Annotated in this window: 17 protein-coding genes and 1 pseudogene; 9 read left to right on the plus strand and 9 right to left on the minus strand. The window is 64.1% G+C overall.

Annotated elements, in window-relative coordinates; translation table 11 throughout:
• Positions 1-148: 148 nt before the first annotated feature.
• The gene (locus tag POR01S_RS19815; protein ID WP_042137892.1) at positions 149-2,272 is read right to left on the minus strand and encodes a TonB-dependent siderophore receptor; all 2,124 of its coding nucleotides are present in this window, start codon (positions 2,270-2,272) and stop codon (positions 149-151) included.
• Between the two features lie 165 nt (positions 2,273-2,437).
• On the opposite strand from POR01S_RS19815, the gene guaB reads away from it, so the two are divergent.
• The 7 genes and pseudogenes from guaB to POR01S_RS19845 all read left to right on the plus strand — a co-directional run bounded on the left by guaB (position 2,438) and on the right by POR01S_RS19845 (position 9,869).
• Positions 2,438-3,907, plus strand: coding sequence for an IMP dehydrogenase (guaB, locus tag POR01S_RS19820; RefSeq protein ID WP_007160653.1), 1,470 nt, complete (start codon positions 2,438-2,440; stop codon positions 3,905-3,907).
• Between the two features lie 83 nt (positions 3,908-3,990).
• Positions 3,991-5,568 carry a glutamine-hydrolyzing GMP synthase gene (gene guaA, locus POR01S_RS19825; protein WP_027598294.1) on the plus strand — a complete coding sequence of 526 codons (1,578 nt, stop codon included), beginning with the start codon at positions 3,991-3,993 and terminating at the stop codon, positions 5,566-5,568.
• A 415-nt stretch (positions 5,569-5,983) separates the two neighbouring features.
• Positions 5,984-6,859 (plus strand): annotated as a pseudogene (locus POR01S_RS19830) (N-6 DNA methylase); the annotation flags it as partial.
• Positions 6,856-7,026: a hypothetical protein gene (locus POR01S_RS23745; RefSeq protein ID WP_156045043.1), complete on the plus strand. Its 171-nt coding sequence runs from the start codon at positions 6,856-6,858 to the stop codon at positions 7,024-7,026. The pseudogene POR01S_RS19830 and the gene POR01S_RS23745, both read left to right, overlap by 4 nt.
• Positions 7,023-8,411: a restriction endonuclease subunit S gene (locus tag POR01S_RS23525; protein WP_255211845.1), complete on the plus strand. Its 1,389-nt coding sequence runs from the start codon at positions 7,023-7,025 to the stop codon at positions 8,409-8,411. The genes POR01S_RS23745 and POR01S_RS23525 overlap by 4 nt, the downstream gene beginning before the upstream one ends.
• A gap of 172 nt (positions 8,412-8,583) precedes the next feature.
• Positions 8,584-8,751, plus strand: a complete 168-nt coding sequence (locus POR01S_RS24055; protein ID WP_420893626.1) for a hypothetical protein — start codon at positions 8,584-8,586, stop codon at positions 8,749-8,751.
• A 17-nt stretch (positions 8,752-8,768) separates the two neighbouring features.
• Positions 8,769-9,869 carry a DUF8606 domain-containing protein gene (locus POR01S_RS19845; protein WP_042137895.1) on the plus strand — a complete coding sequence of 367 codons (1,101 nt, stop codon included), beginning with the start codon at positions 8,769-8,771 and terminating at the stop codon, positions 9,867-9,869.
• Between the two features lie 389 nt (positions 9,870-10,258).
• On the opposite strand, the gene POR01S_RS19850 is transcribed toward POR01S_RS19845, so the two are convergent.
• The 8 genes from POR01S_RS19850 to POR01S_RS19885 all read right to left on the minus strand — a co-directional run bounded on the left by POR01S_RS19850 (position 10,259) and on the right by POR01S_RS19885 (position 18,741).
• On the minus strand, positions 10,259-12,205 hold the full coding sequence (locus POR01S_RS19850) for a putative bifunctional diguanylate cyclase/phosphodiesterase (protein ID WP_042137896.1): 1,947 nt from the start codon (positions 12,203-12,205) through the stop codon (positions 10,259-10,261).
• A 248-nt stretch (positions 12,206-12,453) separates the two neighbouring features.
• Positions 12,454-13,131: a type 1 glutamine amidotransferase domain-containing protein gene (locus tag POR01S_RS19855; RefSeq protein WP_042137897.1), complete on the minus strand. Its 678-nt coding sequence runs from the start codon at positions 13,129-13,131 to the stop codon at positions 12,454-12,456.
• Between the two features lie 136 nt (positions 13,132-13,267).
• Positions 13,268-14,512, minus strand: coding sequence for a hypothetical protein (locus POR01S_RS19860; protein WP_042137899.1), 1,245 nt, complete (start codon positions 14,510-14,512; stop codon positions 13,268-13,270).
• A 177-nt stretch (positions 14,513-14,689) separates the two neighbouring features.
• The gene (gene chrA, locus POR01S_RS19865) at positions 14,690-15,865 is read right to left on the minus strand and encodes a chromate efflux transporter (protein ID WP_042137902.1); all 1,176 of its coding nucleotides are present in this window, start codon (positions 15,863-15,865) and stop codon (positions 14,690-14,692) included.
• Between the two features lie 11 nt (positions 15,866-15,876).
• Positions 15,877-16,302 carry an arsenate reductase (glutaredoxin) gene (arsC, locus tag POR01S_RS19870; protein WP_042137903.1) on the minus strand — a complete coding sequence of 142 codons (426 nt, stop codon included), beginning with the start codon at positions 16,300-16,302 and terminating at the stop codon, positions 15,877-15,879.
• Positions 16,299-17,345, minus strand: coding sequence for an ACR3 family arsenite efflux transporter (gene arsB / locus POR01S_RS19875; protein ID WP_042137905.1), 1,047 nt, complete (start codon positions 17,343-17,345; stop codon positions 16,299-16,301). Before arsB ends, arsC begins: the two co-directional genes overlap by 4 nt.
• A gap of 79 nt (positions 17,346-17,424) precedes the next feature.
• Complete coding sequence (locus POR01S_RS19880) at positions 17,425-17,748, minus strand: ArsR/SmtB family transcription factor (RefSeq protein WP_027598283.1); 324 nt, start codon at positions 17,746-17,748, stop codon at positions 17,425-17,427.
• A gap of 69 nt (positions 17,749-17,817) precedes the next feature.
• Positions 17,818-18,741 carry a LysR family transcriptional regulator gene (locus tag POR01S_RS19885; RefSeq protein WP_081875243.1) on the minus strand — a complete coding sequence of 308 codons (924 nt, stop codon included), beginning with the start codon at positions 18,739-18,741 and terminating at the stop codon, positions 17,818-17,820.
• Positions 18,742-18,806: 65 nt separating this feature from the next.
• Here POR01S_RS19885 and POR01S_RS19890 point away from each other — a divergent pair, with 65 nt between their 5' ends.
• Positions 18,807-19,340, plus strand: a complete 534-nt coding sequence (locus POR01S_RS19890; protein ID WP_042137909.1) for a GNAT family N-acetyltransferase — start codon at positions 18,807-18,809, stop codon at positions 19,338-19,340.
• Entirely contained in the window at positions 19,340-20,500 is a 1,161-nt protein-coding gene (locus POR01S_RS19895) for an MFS transporter (RefSeq protein WP_042137910.1), read from the plus strand. Before POR01S_RS19890 ends, POR01S_RS19895 begins: the two co-directional genes overlap by 1 nt.
• Positions 20,501-20,509: the final 9 nt, after the last annotated feature.

Raw genomic sequence — 20,509 nt, forward strand, 5'->3', positions numbered from 1 at the left:
CTGGACAGTGCCTGCCTTTCCACGCCCCGTCAGTGAACCATGCCTCATTCGTTGGCGCTGAAAGACGTTGCCGGAAGGGGGCATCGCACCTCTCAGCCCTCGGCCTGTTTCGCACGCTGAGGGCTAAGAGGTAGACGTATTCCCTGGATCAGAAGCTCACCATGGCACTCAGCCGCGCCGTCCGCGGCTCGCCTACGGCCACCTGCAGCGGGCTGTTGGCGCTCGACGGGTAGTACTGCTTGTCGAACAGGTTGTCGACGTTGAGCTGCAGGCGGGTCTGGTAGCCGGTCACCGGCAGGTCCCAGCGTAGGAAGGCGTCGGCCACGGTGTAGCTGCTCATGTAGAAGCTGTTGGCCGCATCGCCGGCCCGCTCGCCGACGTAGCGCGCGCCACCGCCGAGGTGCCAGCCACCCAGGTTGGACGGCACCAGCAGGTGGTGGGTCAGGTAGAGGCTGCCGCTGTGCTTGGGCGCCTGCGTCAGGCGATTGCCCTCGTTGCTGGGATCGTCGAGCACCTCGGTGTGATCGTAGGCATAGGTGGCGACGACGTCCCAGCGCTCGGCCAGGCGACCGGTGAGATCCACCTCCACGCCACGCGAGCCGACCTTGCCGGCGGCTTCGCTGACATTGAGCCTACCCGTCGGTACCACGACATTGGTCTTTTCAATGTCATAGAGCGCCACGTTCAGATTGAGCCCGGGTGCGAGGTCATACTTGGCCCCCACTTCGTAGCTACGGCCTTCCTCCGGATCGAAGGTATTGCCGGAGCCGTCCTGGGTGTTCGGGACAAAGGAGCGGCTGTAGTTGCCGTAGAGCGACAGCGTATCGGTGGCCTGGAACACGACACCGGCCAGCGGCAGCAGGGCGTTGTCCTGGCGATCCAGGGTTTCGCGACGGCTGCTGCCGGTGCCCACGCGACCGTACTGGTCGAAGTGCTGATAGCGACCGCCCAGTACCAGGATCCAGCGATCGTTCAGATGCCAGTTGTCCTTGACGTAGAGCGAGGTGGATTCCAGTTCGCTGACCAGATCGCTGGTCGCGGGATCGACCCGGCTGGGCGCAGCCAGGCGACCATAGCTGGGATTGAAGATGTTGAAACTCGGTGTGGTGCCCGTGTTGCGGTAGGTCTTGCCACGCACCTGATTGTTGTCTTCGTGGTCGACACCGACCAGCAGATCGTGCCGTTGGCCGAACAGCTCCTGGCGACCGACAAAGTCCCAGCTGGCGTACTTGGTCTCATAGTCATAGTGCCCGCCATTCGCCTGGCGATTCAGCTGGCCAGTGGTCGCCAGTTGATTGGACGTTTGCGGCTGAGCGAACGAAAGCCCATAGCGGTCGTTGTTCCAGGCATAGGTCAAACGGGTCTTCCAGTCATCGCTGAGCTGATACTCGTAGCGCGCACTGGCGGTCTCGGTGATACCGCTCGTAGAGGCCCATTTCTCGTCCAACCGCTTGTCATAATCGATGTCAGCCGGATGCCCATTGACGAACACCGTCCCCCGATCCACCGGGCCGGTGTAATCGTTGTAGGAATAGGCCAGGGTCAGGCTGGCGCGCTCGCCGGTCCAGGACAGCGACGGCGCCACCAGGGTGTGCTGATCCACCCCGTAGTTGCGCCAGTAGTCCTCGCTCTGCCGTTCGGCGATCAGCCGATAGGCGAAGCCGCTGTCGCCCAGGGGACCGGTGGTGTCGACGCCGAGATTGCCGCCGCCTTCGCTGTAGGCCGAGCCGCTCAAAGTGGTGCGCTGTTGATACTGCGGTTGTTTGCTGACCACGTTGATCAGGCCGCCGGGCTCCAGGGCGCCATAGAGCAGAGAGGCGGGGCCCTTCAGGACTTCCACGCGCTCGGCGGTGGCGTCGAAGTTGTGCGACAGATTCGAGCGCACCCCGTCGCGGAAGATGGAGCCGTCGGCGTTGGTGCCGAAGCCGCGTTTGACGAAGGCATCCTTGGTCCCGGCCAGGGTGTTGCTCTGGGTCACGCCGCTGACGAATTTCGAGGCATCGTCCAGGGTCCGCACCTCGTAGTCCTGGATCAGCTGCGGAGTCACGGTCTGCACCGACTGCGCCTCTTCCTTGATCGGCACATCGCTCTTGCTCGCGGTCGAGGCCCGGGTCGCGCGATAGCCCTGGTCGGCCTCGGTAGCCGGGGCGGAAATGTCCATGGGCGCGAGGCTGGCGTTTTCCGCGGCCAGGAGGCCCGAACTGGTCGCCAGGGCCAGGGTGCTGAAGGCGAAGGGCGCGAAACGGCGAAGGGCTCTGGGCGGCGTGTTCAAGGGCGATCTCGAGAGGGGCGGGGAAAGTGGCGGCGATTCTATGTTGATAGTCATTCTCACGTAAATCGAATCCTCTTACCGTTGGTGTCCAGGTCCGTTGCCGCCCATCCCCAAGCGCAGGTATAATGTCGCGCTCCTAAATTTTCCCGCCCGGGAGCGCCCGCCATGCTGCGCATCAGCCAAGAAGCCCTGACGTTCGACGACGTTCTCCTCATCCCCGGCTATTCGGATGTCCTGCCGAAAGACGTCAGTCTCAAGACCCGCCTGACCCGTGGCATCGAGCTGAACATTCCCCTGGTGTCCGCCGCCATGGACACCGTGACCGAGTCCCGTCTGGCCATCGCCATGGCCCAGGAAGGCGGCATCGGCATCATCCACAAGAACATGACCGTCGAGCAGCAGGCCGCGGAAGTCCGCAAGGTCAAGCGCTTCGAGGCCGGCGTGGTGAAGGACCCCATCACCATCGACGCCGACGCCAGCGTGCGCGACCTGTTCGACCTGACCCGTATGCACAACATCTCCGGCGTTCCTGTGCTGTCCGGTCGTGACCTGGTCGGTATCGTCACCTCCCGCGACGTGCGCTTCGAGACCCGTCTCGACGTGCCGGTGCGCGAAGTCATGACCCCCAAGGATCGCCTGGTCACCGTGCGCGAAGGCGCCGACAAGCAGGAAGTCCGCGAGCTGCTGCACAAGCACCGCATCGAGAAGGTGTTGATCGTCGACGAAGCCTTCGCCCTCAAGGGCATGATGACCGTCAAGGACATCGAAAAGGCCAAGGCCTACCCCAACGCCAGCAAGGACGACGCCGGTAGCCTGCGCGTCGGCGCAGCCGTCGGTACCGGTGCCGAGACCCCCGAGCGCGTGGCCGCCCTGGTCGCCGCCGGCGTCGACGTCATCGTGGTCGACACCGCCCACGGTCACTCCAAGGGCGTGATCGAGCGCGTGCGCTGGGTCAAGGAGACCTATCCGCAGGTCCAGGTCATCGGCGGCAACATCGCCACCGCCGAAGCCGCCAAGGCCTTGGCTGACGCCGGCGCCGACGCGGTCAAGGTCGGCATCGGCCCGGGCTCCATCTGCACCACCCGCATCGTCGCCGGTGTCGGCGTGCCGCAGATCTCCGCCATCGCCAACGTCGCCGCCGCCCTCGAAGGCACCGGCGTCCCGCTGATCGCCGACGGCGGCATCCGCTTCTCCGGTGACCTGTCCAAGGCCATCGTCGCCGGTGGCTACTGCGTGATGATGGGCTCCATGTTCGCCGGTACCGAAGAGGCCCCGGGCGAGGTCGAGCTGTTCCAGGGCCGCTCCTACAAGTCCTACCGTGGCATGGGCTCCCTGGGCGCCATGTCCCAGACCCAGGGCTCCAGCGACCGCTACTTCCAGGATTCCGCCTCCGGCGCCGAGAAGCTGGTTCCCGAAGGCATCGAAGGGCGCGTCCCCTACAAGGGCCCGCTGGCGGCGATCATCCACCAGCTGATGGGTGGCCTGCGTGCCTCCATGGGCTACACCGGTTGCGCCACCGTCGAGCAGATGCGTACCAAGCCGCAGTTCGTGCGCATCACCGGCGCCGGCATGGCCGAATCCCACGTCCACGACGTACAGATCACCAAGGAAGCGCCCAACTACCGCGTGGGCTGATTTCCAACCTGTTTCTACGTTGCGATTCGGGGCTGTCTAGACAGCCCCGAATCGTCTGAACCTAGCGCTATCGAGACCTGGCCATGTCCCAAGACATCCACGCCCACCGCATTCTCATCCTCGACTTCGGCTCCCAGTACACCCAGCTCATCGCCCGCCGCGTGCGCGAACTGGGCGTCTATTGCGAGCTGCACCCCTTCGACATGGACGACGCCGACATCCGTGCCTTCGCTCCGCGCGGCATCATCCTCGCCGGTGGTCCCGAGTCGGTCCATGAGGCAGGCAGCCCCCGCGCACCCAAGGCCGTGTTCGACCTGGGCGTGCCCCTGTTCGGCATCTGCTACGGCATGCAGACCATGGCCGAGCAGCTCGGCGGCAAGGTCGAAGGCTCCAACATCCGTGAATTCGGCTACGCCAAGGTCGATGTGGTCGGCAAGAGCCGCCTGCTCGAAGGCATCGAAGACCACATCGACGACGACGGCGTGCTCGGTCTGGACGTCTGGATGAGCCATGGCGACAAGGTCGGCAAGCTGCCGGACGGCTTCCACATCGTCGCCAGCACCCCCAGCTGCGCCATCGCCGCCATGGGTGACGACGAGCGCGGCTGGTACGGCGTGCAGTTCCACCCCGAGGTGACCCACACCAAGCAGGGCGGGCGCATCCTCTCGCGCTTCCTCAAGGACATCTGCGGCTGCGAAGCCCTCTGGACCCCGGCCAACATCGTCGAGGACGCCATCGCCCAGGTGCGCGCCCAGGTCGGCAGCGCCAACGTGCTGCTGGGCCTCTCCGGCGGCGTCGACTCCTCCGTGGTCGCGGCCCTGCTGCACAAGGCCATCGGCGACCAGCTGACCTGCGTCTTCGTCGACAACGGCCTGCTGCGCCTGCACGAGGGTGACCAGGTGATGGCCATGTTCGCCGAGAACATGGGCGTCAAGGTGATCCGTTCCAACTCCGAGCAGCGCTTCCTGACCAACCTGGAAGGCGAAGCCGACCCGGAGAAGAAGCGCAAGATCATCGGCCGCACCTTCATCGACGTCTTCGACGCCGAAGCCAGCAAGCTCGACAACATCAAGTTCCTGGCCCAGGGCACCATCTACCCCGACGTCATCGAGTCGGCCGGCGCCAAGACCGGCAAGGCCCACGTCATCAAGTCCCACCACAACGTCGGCGGCCTGCCCGAGGAGATGAACCTCAAGCTGGTCGAGCCGCTGCGCGAACTGTTCAAGGACGAGGTGCGCAAGATCGGCCTGGAGCTGGGCCTGCCCTATGACATGGTCTACCGCCACCCCTTCCCGGGCCCGGGCCTGGGTGTGCGTATCCTCGGCGAAGTGAAGAAGGAGTACGCCGACCTGCTGCGTCGCGCCGACGACATCTTCATCACCGAGCTGCGCAAGGCCGACTGGTACCACAAGGTCAGCCAGGCCTTCGTTGTCTTCCAGCCGGTGAAATCCGTCGGCGTGGTCGGCGATGGCCGCCGCTACGCCTGGGTCGTCGCCCTGCGCGCGGTGGAAACCATCGACTTCATGACCGCCCGCTGGGCCCATCTGCCCTATGAGCTGCTGGAAAAGGTCTCCAACCGCATCATCAACGAAATCGACGGCATCTCCCGCGTCACCTACGACGTCTCGAGCAAGCCGCCGGCGACGATTGAGTGGGAGTGATGGCTAGAGCCAGTAAGCCCTGGTTCTAGCTTGTGCGGCAAACAATAAGGCCCGGATCGTATCCGGGCCTTATTGTTTTGAGGTTGTCAGCGCTTTTTAGCACGCTCGCGGCTGGCTAGGTCCAGGAAAGTTGGTCTAGAGCTCGAGGTTCTTCCCGCGAGACTGATAGTCTTTCAATCCTTTACCAGACGGCGATTGGATAGATATTGTGACCAGCATCGCATTAGGTGTGGTGTTGAGTTGTCCGCAGAAAGGATCGCCGCACCTGTTACTTTCGCTGTCCGCTCTGGCAAAGGACGGCCGTTCGATTTCGCGTAAGGCTGAAGCATGGATAAGAAAGCGCTTTCCGAAAGGGATATCTGCAGCAAGTTCATTTCCCCCGCGATTGGCAAGGCCGGCTGGGATCTGCACAGACACCTGCACCATCGAACATAAACGTAGCCGCTATGTGAACACCGCCGAAGACGAGCGCGCCTTGCAGGCCAGTATCTTCGGCGTGGAAAAGAAGCCGCTGCCACATCTGCTCGCCACCACCAATATGATCCTGCATGGCATTGAGGTGCCCAGCCAGATCAAGCATGACAACACCCTGGCACGTCCACTGATCAGTTGGGGCCCTGGTGAACGAGTCGACTGCATCGTCGCCAACCCACCCTTCGGCGGTATGGAAGAGGATGGTATCGAAACCAACTTCCCCCAGGCCTTCCGTACGCGTGAGACGGCCGACCTCTTTCTGGTGCTGATCATGCATCTGCTCAAGGACGGTGGCCGTGCGGCCGTGGTGCTACCGGATGGCTTCCTCTTCGGTGAAGGCATCAAGAGCCGCATCAAGGAAAAACTGCTCACCGAATGCAACCTGCACAGCATCGTTCGCCTGCCCAATGGCGTGTTCAACCCCTACACCGGCATCAAGACCAATCTGCTGTTCTTCACCAAGGGCACGCCTACCAAGGACGTCTGGTTCTACGAGCACCAATATCCGGCGGGCTATAAGAGCTACTCCAAGACCAAGCCCATGCGCATCGAGGAGTTCGCCGTCGAGGAGGCTTGGTGGGGCAGTGAAGCCGATGGCTTTGCCGCGCGGGTGGAGAATGAGTTCGCCTGGAAGGTCGGCTTCGAAGAGCTGAAAGCCCGCAACTGGAACCTGGACTGCAAGAACCCGCACGTCGGTGAGCAGATCAGCCACGACCCGGACGAGCTGCTGCGTGACTATGCCCAGTTGCAAGGTGAAATCGACGCCTTGCGGGACCAGCTCAAGGCCGTGCTGGCCGAGGCGCTGGAGCGGGCATGAGTCAGCAATGGCGTTACAGCGTGGAGCTTGCTGTTCACAACGGTTCTCCAGTTGTTGCAAAAAGTGCAACTACAAAAAAATTCTTAGCCGTTCAAATTTCGGGCAATGTGCAAAATGTGCACATTGCCGCCTCTCGGAAATCGTTCACCTTGGAGGCTTGTGCATGACCGCCTTGCTCACCGACAACCTGCCACTGCTGGCCGGCGCGCCCAATGGCATCAAAAAGCTGCGCGAACTGATTCTGGAGCTGGCCGTGCGCGGAAAGTTGGTGCCGCAAGATCCGAATGATGAGCCGGCCAGTGAGTTGCTGAAGCGCATCGCTGAACAAAAGGCGCGGTTGGTGGCAGAGAGCAAGATCAGGAAGCAGAAGCCGCTGGCGAAGATTGCGGACCAAGAAAAGCCATTCGTCATACCCACTGATTGGGAGTGGGTAAGGCTTGATTCTCTGCTCCAGAAAATTGGGGCCGGTAGCACTCCATTAGGCGGGAAGCAGGCTTACGTGGCTAAGGGGGTCAAATTCCTTCGATCTCAGAACGTTTGGAATGAAGGACTTCGTCTTAATGACGTTGCTTTCATACCTGAAGCGACACACCAAAAAATGTCAGGAACACATGTTGAAGCAGGTGACCTGCTCTTCAATATCACAGGCGCGTCCATTGGGCGCTGTGCCGCAGTTCCTTCTAACTTTGATACAGGTAACGTTAGTCAGCACGTAACTATTATCCGGCCAGTTTCAAGCAACACTCAGCCGTTCCTTCATGTGGTGCTGGTCTCGCAACTGGTCCAGCAGACCGTTATGGATGTGCAGGTAGGGGTTTCGCGTGAAGGCCTCAGCATCGGGAAGCTGTCTCAATTCCTAATACCTTTCCCCCCCGAAGCCGAACAACACCGCATCGTCGCCAAAGTCGATGAGCTGATGGCTCTGTGCGACCGGCTGGAAGCCCGTCAGGCCGATGCCGACAGCGCCCATGCCCAACTGGTGCAGACGCTGCTGGACAGCCTGACCCAGGCCCGCGATGCCGAGGACTTTGCGCAAAGCTGGCAGCGCCTGGCCGAACACTTCCATACCCTGTTCATAACCGAATCGAGTATCGATGCCCTGAAGCAAAACCTATTGCAACTGGCGGTGATGGGAAAATTGGTGCCGCAAGATCCTAATGATGAGCCGGCCAGTGAGTTGCTTAAGCGCATTGCTAAGGAAAAATCGAGGCTGTTGGCTGAGGGTGAGATCAAAAAACAGAAGCCAATAATAGAGATTAGTGACGAGTTAAAAAAAATTGATCTACCTGCTGGCTGGGAGTGGACTCGTTTAGGAAGTCAAGTTATTGAAAGTGGTGCTGGTTGGAGCCCTAACTGTGAATCGAGACCTAGGGAAGATGATGAATGGGGGGTGCTTAAAGTTAGTGCGGTGTCATGGGGCGTTTTCCGGCCTGAAGAAAATAAGGCTTTACCGGTCAACCTAAATGCTCGCCCTGAATATCAAGTGGTTGAGGGTGATTTTCTCGTTTCTCGTGCAAATACAACCGAGCTTGTTGCTAGAGGTGGTGGTTGAGAATACGCTGCCACGGCTTATGCTTAGTGACAAGATCATCCGGCTAAAGCTGACTTCGCTCTGTGATCGGCGTTATGTAAACTTGGTGAATAGTGCTCCATTGGCTAGAGCCTATTATAGCCAGGTTGCTGGTGGTACCAGCAGCTCTATGAAAAACGTCTCTCGTGAGCAGATGCTTAATTTGCCGCTTGCGCTTCCGCCTCTCGCCGAACAACACCGCATTGTCGCTAAATTCGATCAACTAATGACTTTATGCGATCAACTCAAGGCCCTTCTCAACCAAGCCCGTCAGATACAAGTACAGTTGGCTGATGCCTTGGTCGAGCAGGCCGTAGCCTAACCACCAGGAGTGCAGGGATGCCTATCCGTACCCAAATCTGGACCGTCGGTGTGCAACCCGCGCCGCTCAAGAGCGCGATACTGCCCAGCGAGCAGTTTCTCGAAAACATGATCGTGAGCGCCCCGGCATTGCTATCTGAGGACTGGCTGCTGATCGGTCGGCAGGAGAGCACCGGCCAGGGCGGGCGAATCGACCTGTTGGCGCTGGCGCCGGATGCCTCGCTGGTGCTGATCGAACTCAAACGTGACCGTACCCCGCGGGAGGTGGTGGCCCAGGCGTTGGACTATGCCGTTTGGGTAGAGCGGCTGCAGGCCAATGAGATCGAGGCCATCTACCAACGCTTCAAGCCTGGAGCCAACCTGGCAGCTGATTTCCAAGCGCATTTTGGCGCTCCTCTAGATGCCGAGGTGCTGAATCAAAGTCATCAGATCGTCATCGTTGCGGCTGAGCTGGATGCCAGTAGCGAGCGTATCGTCGGCTACCTGAGTGAGCGGGATATCGCCATCAACGTACTGTGCTTCCAAGTGTTCCAACTGGGTGAGCAGCAACTGATCAGTCGCGCCTGGTTGTTCGATCCCGTCGATGCGCCTCAGGCGAGTAGCTCTGCTAAGCCTGGTGCGCTATCTGAACCCTGGAATGGTGAATTCTACTGTTCCTTCGGACATGACCAGAGTCGTTCTTGGTCCGAAGCACGGCACTACGGCTTCGTCTGTGGCGGCGGCGGTAGCTGGTATAGCAATAGCCTCAAGATGGTCGCGCCCGGAGATCGATTGTGGGTCAACGTGCCGGGCACGGGCTATGTGGGTGTTGCAAGAGTGGTAGGTCATGCCGCTCCTGCGAGTGACTTCCGCGTATTGCACGACGGCGAGGAACGCTTAGCTTTGGAGGTACTGCAGGCTAACTATCATCGCGAGTTGGTAGATGATCCTGAGCGCTGCGAGTATTTCGTCCCCGTTGAATGGCTACATAGTCTGCCGCTCAATGAGGCCGTAAAAGAGATCGGACTGTTCGGTAATCAAAACACCATTTGCCGTCCAACTACGCCCAAATGGCGCTGGACTGTGGAACGGTTGAAGGAGTGCTTCAAGTTGGACGATTCCGGGCAAGCCAGAGCCTAAAGCCAGGGGCATAAGCGTTTAGGAAATAGCTTGGTCATGAGAATGTCTACCATTTAGTAGATTTTCCTATCCGAAGCTAGCTAATAAACATCGTCAACAACATATCTACCGGCGTTTCCGGCCTGCCGGATTTTTTCCCATTATCAGGTTGCCGTACTCGACCACGCATTAGCTCCAGTCCTGACCCTTTTTCTAGGAACGCCGAGTGTTTTGAGTTGGTCTTCCGCGAGGGAAGACCACCACATCGGTGGATTGCCCGCCAGCTTCTTCGCTGTTGGTAAATAGAAGCGCGGCGGAGTTTGTAGGATTACAGCCGTGACGGAGGGCTGACTCGATTAATGGTTACTGCAGAGACATAAGCGCCTATCGCACCTCGCCCTCTCGACAAGTCAAACCGCCAACACCTCAGCCAAATGCTCCCCCTCCAACCAACCCCTAATCTCACTCGCCCGCATAGGCTTGGCGAACAGATACCCCTGCGCCCTGGTACAGCCTAGATTCTTCAGCGCACCCAGTTCCGCAGCGGTCTCCACGCCTTCCACGATGCATTCCAGCTGCATGTCCTGGCACAGGGCGATCAGGGATTTGACGATCTTGAAGCTGGCCGGGTCGAGGTGGAGATTGGTGACGAAGGTGCGGTCCACCTTGAGTTTGGTCAGGGGTAGGGCGTGGATCTGGCTCAGGCTGGAATAGCCGGTGCCGAAGTCGTCGAGGGAGATGCCGCAGCCCAGTTCGCGAAAGCGGCTGATGGCGCGCTGGGTCTGGGGCAGGTCCTGGATGGCGGCGGTTTCGGTGATTTCCAGGTCGAGGCAGGCCGGGTCGAACGGGCTGTGCTTGATCAGTTCGACGATCTGCTGGGCGGCTTCCTCGGAGGCACAGTCGTGGGCGGAGAGGTTGAAGGCCAGGCGGATGCCTGCAGGCCAGCGTGCGGCCGCGTTCAAGGCTTTGTTCAGCAGCGGCAGGGTAAGGCGATTGACCATGCCAACGCGCTCGGCGGTGGCGATGAAATCGCCCGGCGGGACGTTGCCCAGCTCCGGGCTGTCCCAGCGGGCGAGGGCCTCGAAGGCCACGGTCTGCTTGCTGCGGATGTCCACGATGGGCTGGAAGACCATGTAGAACTCGCGCTCCAGGTCGGCCCGGCGCAGGGCTTGTTCGGTCAGGCCTTCGCGATTGAGCTGCTGGCGATGGGCGGTGCTGAACAGGCAGGCCGTGCCCGGGCGGTGGCGCTTGCTCTGGTACAGGGCGTAGTCGGCGTATTCATAGACGTCCGTGGCGGAAAAGGCCTGGTCGGGAAAGGTCGCGAGGCCCAGCGAGCCACTGATCTGGATGGGCAGGTCCACCAGCAGGAAGGGCTCGCGCAGACTGGCGCAGACCCTTTCGCCAAACGCCCGCAGCTGCTCATCGTTCAGGACCCCGGTGATGATCAGGCTGAATTCGTCGCCACCCAGGCGGGCCAGGTGGACGTCCTCACCCAGCAGCCTGCTCAGGCGCTGGCCGACCTGACAGAGCAGTCGGTCGCCCACGCTATGGCCATAGAGATCGTTGACCGGCTTGAAGCCGTCCAGGTCGATCAGGCCCACGGCCAGGCGGGTCCCCTGCGTACGCGCGTCGGCCAGCAGCGTATCGAGGCGGGAGAAGAATTGCCGCCGATTGGCGAGGCCGGTCAGGCTGTCCTGGTTGGCCAGCTTGAGATTTTCCTCGCTGAGTTTCGCCGTCTGCGCCTGCATGTTCACCAGGCGGGTGAAGTCGCCGTACTGCGCCTTGAGGATGACCAGCATGGCGATGGACACCAGCAGGACGTCGATCGCCGTGGCCACGAAGGTGCTGATGGTGGTGGAGGCGAAGAACACCACGAAGGCGGTGTTGACCACGGCGGTGGTGGCCAGGGCCGCGGGCAGCAGGTGCATCATGCAGAAGATGCAGCCGATCACGGTGATCGCCATGTAGAAGCCCACATGCGCCTGGGTGTAGCTGTCGCCATAGGGAAACAGCGCCAGCGCCCAGGCGGTGAAGGCCGAGGCCACGAAGGGCGCGAGCCGGTTGGTGCGCTTCAGGGCCGTGAGCATCTGCGTCGGACTGCGCGGCTGATTGCGCGTGCGGAACCATTCGGCCGCGCGGACCACGCCGAACAGCGTCATGACCAGCGGGCAATAGAGCACCAGCCAGCGTGGCGCCACGGCATAGTGGGTGCCGGCCAGCATCAGGGTGTTGGTCAGCAGGATGAAGTACATCATCGGCAGCTGGCGCGACAGCGCGAGGTATTGCGCCTTGATCAGGCCAGGATTGTCCTTGGGCACGGACATCAGGGCGCGCACGCCGAGCAGGAGTCTCTTCATCGGGCAGGGCTCTGAAAATACGACCAGGTAATAGCTTGCACGGAATATCCTTTCCAGCCTGGGCGGCGCAGGGCTAAGGCTGCGCTCATGAGAGGCTGTCGGCTGGCGCCAGGAATTCTGCAATCTTTACGACTAGTGGCACCTGGGCAGCAGAGCGGGGGCGCCGCGCGGAAAACTGCCGTGCGCAGGCGTTGGCGGGGCGCAGTAAAAAGCCCGCCAGTTGGCGGGCTTTTTCAGGTGCGCAGTTCTTAACCCAGCTTGGTCAGCAAGGCGTCCGCCGCGGCTTCCGAGCTGGCCGGATTCTGGCCGGTGACCAGGTTGCCGTCCTCGACCACGAACTCGCCCCAGTCCGGGCCCTTTTCGTAGCGGGCGCCGAGCTTCTTCAGTTCGTCTTCCACCAGGAAGGGCACCACGTCGGTGAGTTGCACGCCGGCTTCTTCGCTGTTGGTGAAGCCGGTGACGGTGCGGCCCTTGACCAGCGGGGTGCCGTCGGCGGCCTTGACGTGGCGCAGTACGCCGGGCGCGTGGCAGACCAGGCCGAAGGGCTTGTTGGCCTGGGCGAAGGCTTCGAGCAGGGCGATGGAGTCGGGGGATTCGGCGAGGTCCCAAAGCGGGCCGTGGCCGCCGGGATAGAAGACGCTGTCGTAGTCCTCGGCCTGCACCTCGGCGAGCTTGACGGTGCTGGCCAGGGCCTTCTGCGCTTCGGGATCGTTCTTGAAGCGTTCGGTGGACTCGGTCTGGGCGTCGGGGGCGTCGCTCTTGGGATCCAGCGGCGGTTGGCCGCCGGCGGGGGAGGCCAGGGTGATCTCGGCACCGGCGTCCTTGAAGACGTAGTAGGGGGCGGCGAATTCTTCCAGCCAGAAGCCGGTTTTCTTGCCGGTGTCGCCGAGCTGGTCATGGGAGGTCAGGACCATCAGGATCTTCATCTCGGTTTCCTCTTGCACGCGGGGTGGGTGTGGTTAGACAGACCCCGGATGCGTCCGGCTAGTGCCCCTGAGAGGTCAGGGCTGGGAGCCAGCGCTCGCTGCCCTGCCCGTGGAAGGGGCAGGGCAGCGTAGGGGATCAGCCCCAGTTGCCGATGCCGCGCTCGCCAGCGGCGACGGTGGAGGCCACGTCGGTGAGGTCGTGCGTACCCACCAGCTGGATCAAGGAGTCCGAGGCGTCGATCTGGCCGCGGTCACTGCCGTCATGGAAGACGTAGGTGTCCTTGCCATAGTGGAAGACCGCAGCGTGCGCGTCGCCGGTGGTGTTCTGGACCACCTGCTGCAGGGCGGCATAGAGGCTGGTCGCGCCCTTGAGTGTGGCATCCGCCACGGTGGTGACCGCCGAATCCACGAACAGCGAGGAGCCGAAGACGATCTGGTCGTCCTTGGCGTTGTAGTCGGTCACGGTCACGTGGTTGGCGGCCAGGGAGCGATTGGCGGCGGCGCTATTGGAATCGTCGAAGTTGACCAGGCTGGAGGTGAGCAGGCTGAGGGTGTCTCGGCCTTCACCCAGGGTGACGGTGGCGCCATGGCCATAGTTGCCGCGTACCGTGGCGTTGTGGGCAGCCACCCCTTCGGTGAACAGCAGGTCGACGAAATCGTTGCCGGCACCGGCCTTGATGACGATGTCGGCCTGCTGGATATGGGCGCCGATCTGGTCGTTGCCGGCGCCGCTGTCGACGGTAAGGGTCTTGACCCGGCAGTTGCTCAGGGCGGCCACGCTGTCGAGTTCCGGCGCGGCGATGGTGCTGACCTGGAGCAGGTCGTTGCCACTGCCGGTGGTCACGCTCTTGAGGAAGGCGCTCTGGCTGGAATAGAGGTGATCCAGGCCGTGCTCGTAGCCATTGAGGAAGTCGATCGACAGGCCGGCGGTGGACTTGGAGCCGTCGAAGGTCTGCAGGCCGTCGAAGTTGTTGAGGGTGATGATGTCGCCTTCGTGGAACTGGTTGTCAGCGGTGTCGGTGAGGCTGACGGTGAGCTTGGTGATGCTCGAATCCAGGGTGCCGTCGCTGGCGGTGGCGCCGCGGGTATGACCGTCGAGGCGCGTCAGCTGGCCTTCCCAGTGACCGGTCAGGTTCAGTTCGTTCAGGGTCGAAGCCGCCGCGTAGTGGGGGCCCTTGGCATCGAAGGTCTTGGCGAAGCCGACGTATTCGGGCGCGGTATTGATGTCGAGGGTCAGCCGCGGCTGGCTCTGGAAGGCGTAGTAGGTGACGCCGTCAGAGATGCCGGCCGGCTTGGCGGGGGCGGCGGTCAGCGGCGCCTTGGTGGTGGCGGCGGCGGTGAACAGGGGGGCAGCGGAGTCCAGGGGATTCTTGTAGGTCATTGCGGTCATCCTTAATGCATGTCAGGCCTTGCGCTCGCTGGACACGTTCTCGCGCAGGGCAAGACGTTTCACACAGCTGAACGTCACGCCGACAGTGCCTAGCTTTCCACGGAGCTACAGCGAACCACGCCGCAATTTCATCGGGCCACTAGTGGGATGCCGCTAAACGGTAGTGCGCTAAAAGTTCAATAGGCAGACGATTAAGGCGACCAGCAGCGCGATCAGCACCGGTGACCAGCGGGTGCGCAAGAGCAGCGCCAGGGCCAGGGCCGCCAGGACGACATCCGTCAGGCTGCGGATCGCCCCCGTCCACACCGGATCGTAGAGCGCCGCGAGCAGCAGACCGACCACCCCGGCGTTGAGTCCGGTCAGCAGGCGTTGCCAGCCGGGGTGCTGGCGCAGCGACTGCCAGAAGGGCAGGGCCGCGAGCAGCAGCAGGGCGCCGGGCAGAAAGATCAGCAGGGTCCAGAACAGGCCATTGAGCCAGGCGGGCAGGGCCGCGGGCACTAGGGCCCCCAGGTAGGCGGCAAAGGTGAATAGCGGTCCGGGCACCGCCTGGGCCAGGCCGTAGCCGGCCATGACCTGGCTGTCGCTGACCAGGCCGCTGGGCACCACCACCGCCTGCAGCAGCGGCAGCACCACGTGGCCACCGCCGAACACCAGGGCGCCGGTGCGATAGACACCCGCGGCCAGGTTGTCCCAGACGGGTAAGAGCAGCAGCGGCAGCAGGAACAGCAGCAGTGCGACGACACCCAGGCGCCGGGAGAGTCCCGTTTGCAGGCTCGGGGCCGGCGGCGTGGCGGCGGGCGCCAGGGCCAGGCGTCCGACCAGGGCGGCCAGACCCAGGCCCAGCAGCTGGCCCACCGAACCGGGCAGCCAGAGCGCCAGGCCGGCGGCGACCAGCGCCAGGATGCGGCGCGAGGTATCCGGGCAGAGGCTGCGGCCCATGCTCCAGACCGCCTGGGCCACCACCGCCACGGCAAAGACCTTGAGCCCATGCACCGCGCCCGAGTCGGCCAATCCCGGAAAGTGGGCGAGGCCCAGGGCGAACAGGATCAGCAGCAGGGCGGAGGGCAGGGTGAAACCCAGCCAGGCCGCCAGCAGACCCCAGCCACCGGCACGCCCCAGGCCCAGGGCCATGCCGACCTGACTGCTGGTCGGGCCGGGCAGCAGCTGGCAGAGCGCGACCAGCTCGGCATAGGCGGCTTCGTCCAGCCACTGGCGCCGCGTGACGAAGGTCTGGCGGAAGTAGCCGAGGTGGGCGATGGGGCCGCCAAAGCTGGTGCAGCCCAGGCGCAGGAAGATCAGGAAGACCTGCCAGGCGCTGTCCTTATCGCGGGCGATGTCGCGCATGGCGGCCCCGATCAGCCGCGCGGCGCCGCAGAGGGAACCACCACCTCGCCATCCTCCTTGACGAAGGGACCGCGCTGCGGCTCGGGCAGGATCTCCAGTACCCGTTCCGAGGGCCGGCAGAGGCGGGTACCCAGGGGGGTCACCACGATGGGTCGATTGATCAGCAGGGGATGCTGCAGCATGGCGGCGATCAGGGCCGCGTCATCCAGCCGCGGATCGTCCAGGCCCAGCTCGGCGTAGGGCGTACCCTTCTGGCGCAGCAGCTCGCGCACCGGCATGCCCAGGTCGGCGATCAGCCGCTCCAGCTGCGCCCGGTCGGGCGGTGTTTCCAGGTAGTGGATGACCGTCGGCTCGACGCCGCTGTTGCGAATCAGGCCCAGCACGTTGCGCGAGGTGCCGCAGGCGGGGTTGTGGTAGATCGTGATGGTGCTGGTCATGGACGGTCTCGACGGTGGGAAGGGGCACCCCGTTCGTACCAGCCACGCGAGCCGTTCACCAGGCGCACGACCAGCAGCATCAGCGGTACCTCGATAAGGACGCCCACCACGGTAGCCAGGGCGGCGCCCGAGTGGAAGCCGAACAGGCTGATGGCGGCGGCCACCGCCAGCTCGAAGAAGTTGCTGGCGCCGATCAGCGCCGAGGGACAGGCCACGCTGTGGCTCTCGCCCACCAGGCGATTCAGCCAGTAGGCCAGGGCCGAATTGAACAGCACCTGGATCAGGATGGGCACGGCCAGCAGGGCGATCACCAGCGGCTGCGCCAGGATGGCCTCGCCCTGGAAGGCGAACAGCAGCACCAGGGTCGCCAGCAGGGCGGCCATCGAGAGAGGGCCGAGACGGGCCAGGGTGCGGTCGAAGGCGGCCTGACCCTGGCGCAGCAGCGCGCGACGCCAGAGCTGGGCGAGGATCACCGGCAGCACCAGATAGAGGACCACCGAGAGCAGCAGCGTGGCCCAGGGCACCGTGATCGACGACAGGCCCAGCAACAGGTCGACGATGGGGGCGAAGGCGAAGACCATCAGGGTGTCGTTCAGCGCGACCTGGGACAGGGTGAACAGCGGATCGCCCTGGGTGAGTCGACTCCAGACGAAGACCATGGCGGTGCAGGGCGCCGCTGCCAGCAGGATGAGCCCGGCGATGTAGCTGTCCAGCTGCTCCGTCGGCAGCCAGGGCGCGAAGAGCTCGCGAATGAACAGCCAGGCGAGCAGCGCCATGGAGAAGGGCTTGACCGCCCAGTTGACGAACAGGGTGACGCCGATCCCGCGCCAGTGCTGGCGCACCTGGCCGAGGGCACCGAAATCCACCTTGAGCAGCATCGGCACGATCATGATCCAGATCAGCAGGCCGACCGGCAGATTGACCTGGGCCACCTCGATCCGGCCGATAGCGCGGAACAGGCCCGGAGCCAGCTGGCCAAGGGCGATGCCGGCGAGGATGCAGAGCGCGACCCAGAGGCTGAGGTAACGCTCGAAGGTGTTCATGGCGGGTGCTGCCGGAGGGCAGGCGGGGGGACTGTGCATGGCGGGCCTGGTCTTGTGGTTGGCGGTGGAGGGACGGAGGTCAGCAGGAGCAGCGCGGTGGTGCGCTGACCGCGCAGTCGCTGCCGGCGCAACAGTGCTCGGTCAGGTAGCCGAGCAGGGCATTCATCTGGTCATAGGCCGCGCGATAGATGAGATTGCGGCCCTGCTGTTCCACCGAAACCAGACCGGCATTGGCCAGTTCCTTGAGGTGGAAGGAGAGGTTGCTGCGGGCTACCTCGAGCTGATCGGCCAACTGGCTGGGGGTAAGGCCGGTCGTGCCGGCGACCACCAGGGCGCGGAAGACCTTCAGGCGCTGGGCGTGGGCGAGGGCGGCGAGGGCGGAAACGGCAAGCTCTTCATTCATGGTTCAATAATACAAGGATCGTTGAATCATCGAATGATAGGGCGTGGTGGGCGTCTGGTCGAGCCCCTATCAGCGGCGCAGCTGTCGCAGCGCTTCCAGCACCTGCTGCAGCGGGCGACTCAGGGGTTTGTCGCGGCGCAGCACCAGAGCCAGGGTGCGGGTCAGGGGCGGTGCCAGCGGCTGCACTCTTAGTCCGTGGCGATGGTGCTCGGTGGCCACGGCGATGCCGGGCACCAGGCTGTAGCCGAGGTCGGCGGCCACCAGTTCCTTGAGCGCCTCGATGCTGCCCAGCTCCATCACCGGCCGGCTGGCTTGGCCGGCGCGGCGGAACCAGTCGTCGATCAGCAGCCGGGTGCTGCTGCCGGTCTCGAAGGCCAGCAGCGGCGTCTCGGCCAGGTCGGCTGGCGCCAGCGCGCGCGCTGGCAGGGGACTGGCGGGGGGCAGCAGGGCGACGAAGGCATCCTCCAGCAGGGGTTCCACCTGCAGGTTGCGACCGCTGGCGGGCAGGGTGACCAGGCCCAGGTCGAGGCGGTTGTCTTCCACCGCCCGCAGGACGTCCAGGGTGTTGCCGGTGCTGACCCGCACATCCAGCTGCGGAAAGCGCTGGCGCAACTGGCCCAGCAGCGGCGGCAGGAGGTGGATGCAGGCGGTGGCGCCGGTGCCGATGGCGACCCGGCCGGCGACCGTCTCGCCATGGCTGGCCAGGGCCTGCAGGGCCTGGTCCACCGCGGTCTGGATACGTTCGGCATGGTCCAGCAGCAGACGGCCCGCTGCGGTGGGCTTGAGGCCGCGCCCCAGGCGCTCCAGCAGCTTGAGGCCCAGGCGCCGTTCCAGCTGGCGGATCTGCAGGCTGACCGCTGGCTGGCTCAGCCCCAGGCGATCGGCTGCGGCGGAAAAGCTGCCGGTAGCGACGACCTGGACGAAGGTCTCCAGCTGAGTGAGGTTGAGGTCGGCCATGCCAAGGTTTCGCTTATACCGGTGATAACCGAGCATAGCTTTATCTTTGGCTGGCCGTCCCGGCATGATCGTCTCATCGAACCCGCGAATGGACCTCTCCCGTGAACACCGCTCTGCTGTTGCGCGATGCCACCCCTGCCGATCTGCCGTCCATCCAGGCCATCTATGCCCCGCATGTGCTGCATGGCTGCGCCAGCTTCGAGCTGGAACCGCCGGACCTGGCCGAGCTGGGCCGCCGCCTGGCCGCGGTGCGCCAGGTCGGGCTGCCTTACCGGGTGGCCGAGCTGGAGGGCGAGGTGGTCGGCTATGCCTATGCGGTGCTCTATCGCCCGCGACCGGCCTATCGCCACACCGCGGAAGACTCGGTGTACGTGCGTGACGGCCTGGGCGGCAAGGGCATTGGCCGCCGCCTGCTGGAAGAGATCGTCGCGGCCTGCACGGCAGCGGGCTTTCGCCAGCTGGTGGCGGTGATCGGCGACAGCGCCAACCAGGGCTCCATCGCCCTGCATCAGCGGCTGGGCTTTCGCACCGTCGGCACCTTCGAGGCGGTGGGCTTCAAGCACGGGCGCTGGGTGGACACGGTGCTGATGCAGCGCAGCCTGGGTGAGGGCGAGCGGACCCCGGGTACGCGCTGATGACGCCGATGCCGAGCGATCGCGCCATCTGGCAGCTGGGGCTGATGCAGTTGCTGGCCTGGGGCCTGGCCTTCTATCTGCCCGGGGTCTATGGCCCGGCGATGGCCGCGGGGCTGGGCTGGGACGCGCGCTGGGTCTATGGCGGCTTTTCCCTGGCGATGCTGACCATGGGCCTGGTCTCGCCCTTCAGCGGCGCGGTGATCGAACGCCTGGGTGGCTGTCGCACCCTGCAACTCGGCCTGGTGCTCGATGCCCTGGGCTGCCTGGGCCTGGCCGCGGCCCAGTCGGCGCCGCTGTTCTACCTGGCCTGGGTGACCCTGGGCGTGGGCATGCGCCTGTCGCTGTACGACGCCGCCTTCGCCACCCTGGTGCGGCTGGCCGGTGAGCGGTCGCGGGCGGTGATGGTGCGCATCACCCTGCTGGGCGGGCTGGCCTCGGCGGTGTTCTGGCCACTGGGGCATTGGCTGCTGGAGTTGTTGGGCTGGCGCCTGGGGCTGGTGGTCTATGCCGGCATCGCCCTGGCCGGGCTGCTGTTGCTTCTGCCGCTGCCCAATGTGCGGGGGCGCCTGCCCAGTGCCGAGGTGCCCGTCGCGGCGGCGGCTGGTTCGCCACGCCTGGCCGGGGTGCTGTTCGCCACCGGGATGGCCTTGATCGGCTTTCTTTCGGCGGGACTGTCGGCGCATCTGCCGGCGCTGCTGGCCGAGCGTGGGGTGCCGGTGGGGGTGGCGGCGCTGTGGGGGATCGGTCAGGTCTGCGCGCGGCTGGCGGAACTGGCCTCCGGGCAGCGGCTTTCGGCGCGCCAGCTCAATCTGTTGCTGGGCCTGGGCCTGCCGCTGAGTTTCGCCCTGGCGCTGGCGAGCGAAGGCCACCTGGGCCTCACCGCCGGCTTCGTCTTTCTCTATGGCGCCCTCAACGGCCTGGTGGCGGTGCTGCGAGCCAGCCTGCCGCTGGAGCTGTTCGACCGGGCGCTCTATGCGCGGCTGACCGGCAAGCTGCTGGCGCCGAGCTTTCTGCTCTCGGCGGCCGCGCCCTGGTGCTATGCCCTGGCGCGGGAGAGTTGGGGGGATCGCGGTCTGCTCGGGCTGTGCCTGCTGGTCAGCCTGGGCGTGACCCTGGCCGCGCTAGGGCTGCTCGGCCGGCGGCGTCCGGCGCCGGCCTGAGACGGGCGC

It is taken from the genome of Pseudomonas oryzihabitans NBRC 102199 (assembly GCF_000730625.1).
GTDB classification, from domain to species: Bacteria; Pseudomonadota; Gammaproteobacteria; order Pseudomonadales; family Pseudomonadaceae; genus Chryseomonas; species Chryseomonas oryzihabitans.

Bases quoted from the DNA above. Each gene is read 5' to 3' on its own strand.
- POR01S_RS19845 (WP_042137895.1), top strand. From the start codon at position 8,769: ATGCCTATCCGTACCCAAATCTGGACCGTCGGTGTGCAACCCGCGCCG.
- POR01S_RS19860 (WP_042137899.1), bottom strand. From the start codon at position 14,512: ATGACCTACAAGAATCCCCTGGACTCCGCTGCCCCCCTGTTCACCGCC.
- POR01S_RS19855 (WP_042137897.1), bottom strand. From the start codon at position 13,131: ATGAAGATCCTGATGGTCCTGACCTCCCATGACCAGCTCGGCGACACC.
- arsB (WP_042137905.1), bottom strand. From the start codon at position 17,345: ATGAACACCTTCGAGCGTTACCTCAGCCTCTGGGTCGCGCTCTGCATC.
- POR01S_RS23745 (WP_156045043.1), top strand. From the start codon at position 6,856: ATGAGTCAGCAATGGCGTTACAGCGTGGAGCTTGCTGTTCACAACGGT.
- guaB (WP_007160653.1), top strand. From the start codon at position 2,438: ATGCTGCGCATCAGCCAAGAAGCCCTGACGTTCGACGACGTTCTCCTC.
- POR01S_RS19885 (WP_081875243.1), bottom strand. From the start codon at position 18,741: ATGCTCGGTTATCACCGGTATAAGCGAAACCTTGGCATGGCCGACCTC.
- chrA (WP_042137902.1), bottom strand. From the start codon at position 15,865: ATGCGCGACATCGCCCGCGATAAGGACAGCGCCTGGCAGGTCTTCCTG.
- POR01S_RS23525 (WP_255211845.1), top strand. From the start codon at position 7,023: ATGACCGCCTTGCTCACCGACAACCTGCCACTGCTGGCCGGCGCGCCC.
- guaA (WP_027598294.1), top strand. From the start codon at position 3,991: ATGTCCCAAGACATCCACGCCCACCGCATTCTCATCCTCGACTTCGGC.
- arsC (WP_042137903.1), bottom strand. From the start codon at position 16,302: ATGACCAGCACCATCACGATCTACCACAACCCCGCCTGCGGCACCTCG.
- POR01S_RS19895 (WP_042137910.1), top strand. From the start codon at position 19,340: ATGACGCCGATGCCGAGCGATCGCGCCATCTGGCAGCTGGGGCTGATG.
- POR01S_RS19880 (WP_027598283.1), bottom strand. From the start codon at position 17,748: ATGAATGAAGAGCTTGCCGTTTCCGCCCTCGCCGCCCTCGCCCACGCC.
- POR01S_RS24055 (WP_420893626.1), top strand. From the start codon at position 8,584: ATGCTTAATTTGCCGCTTGCGCTTCCGCCTCTCGCCGAACAACACCGC.
- POR01S_RS19850 (WP_042137896.1), bottom strand. From the start codon at position 12,205: ATGAAGAGACTCCTGCTCGGCGTGCGCGCCCTGATGTCCGTGCCCAAG.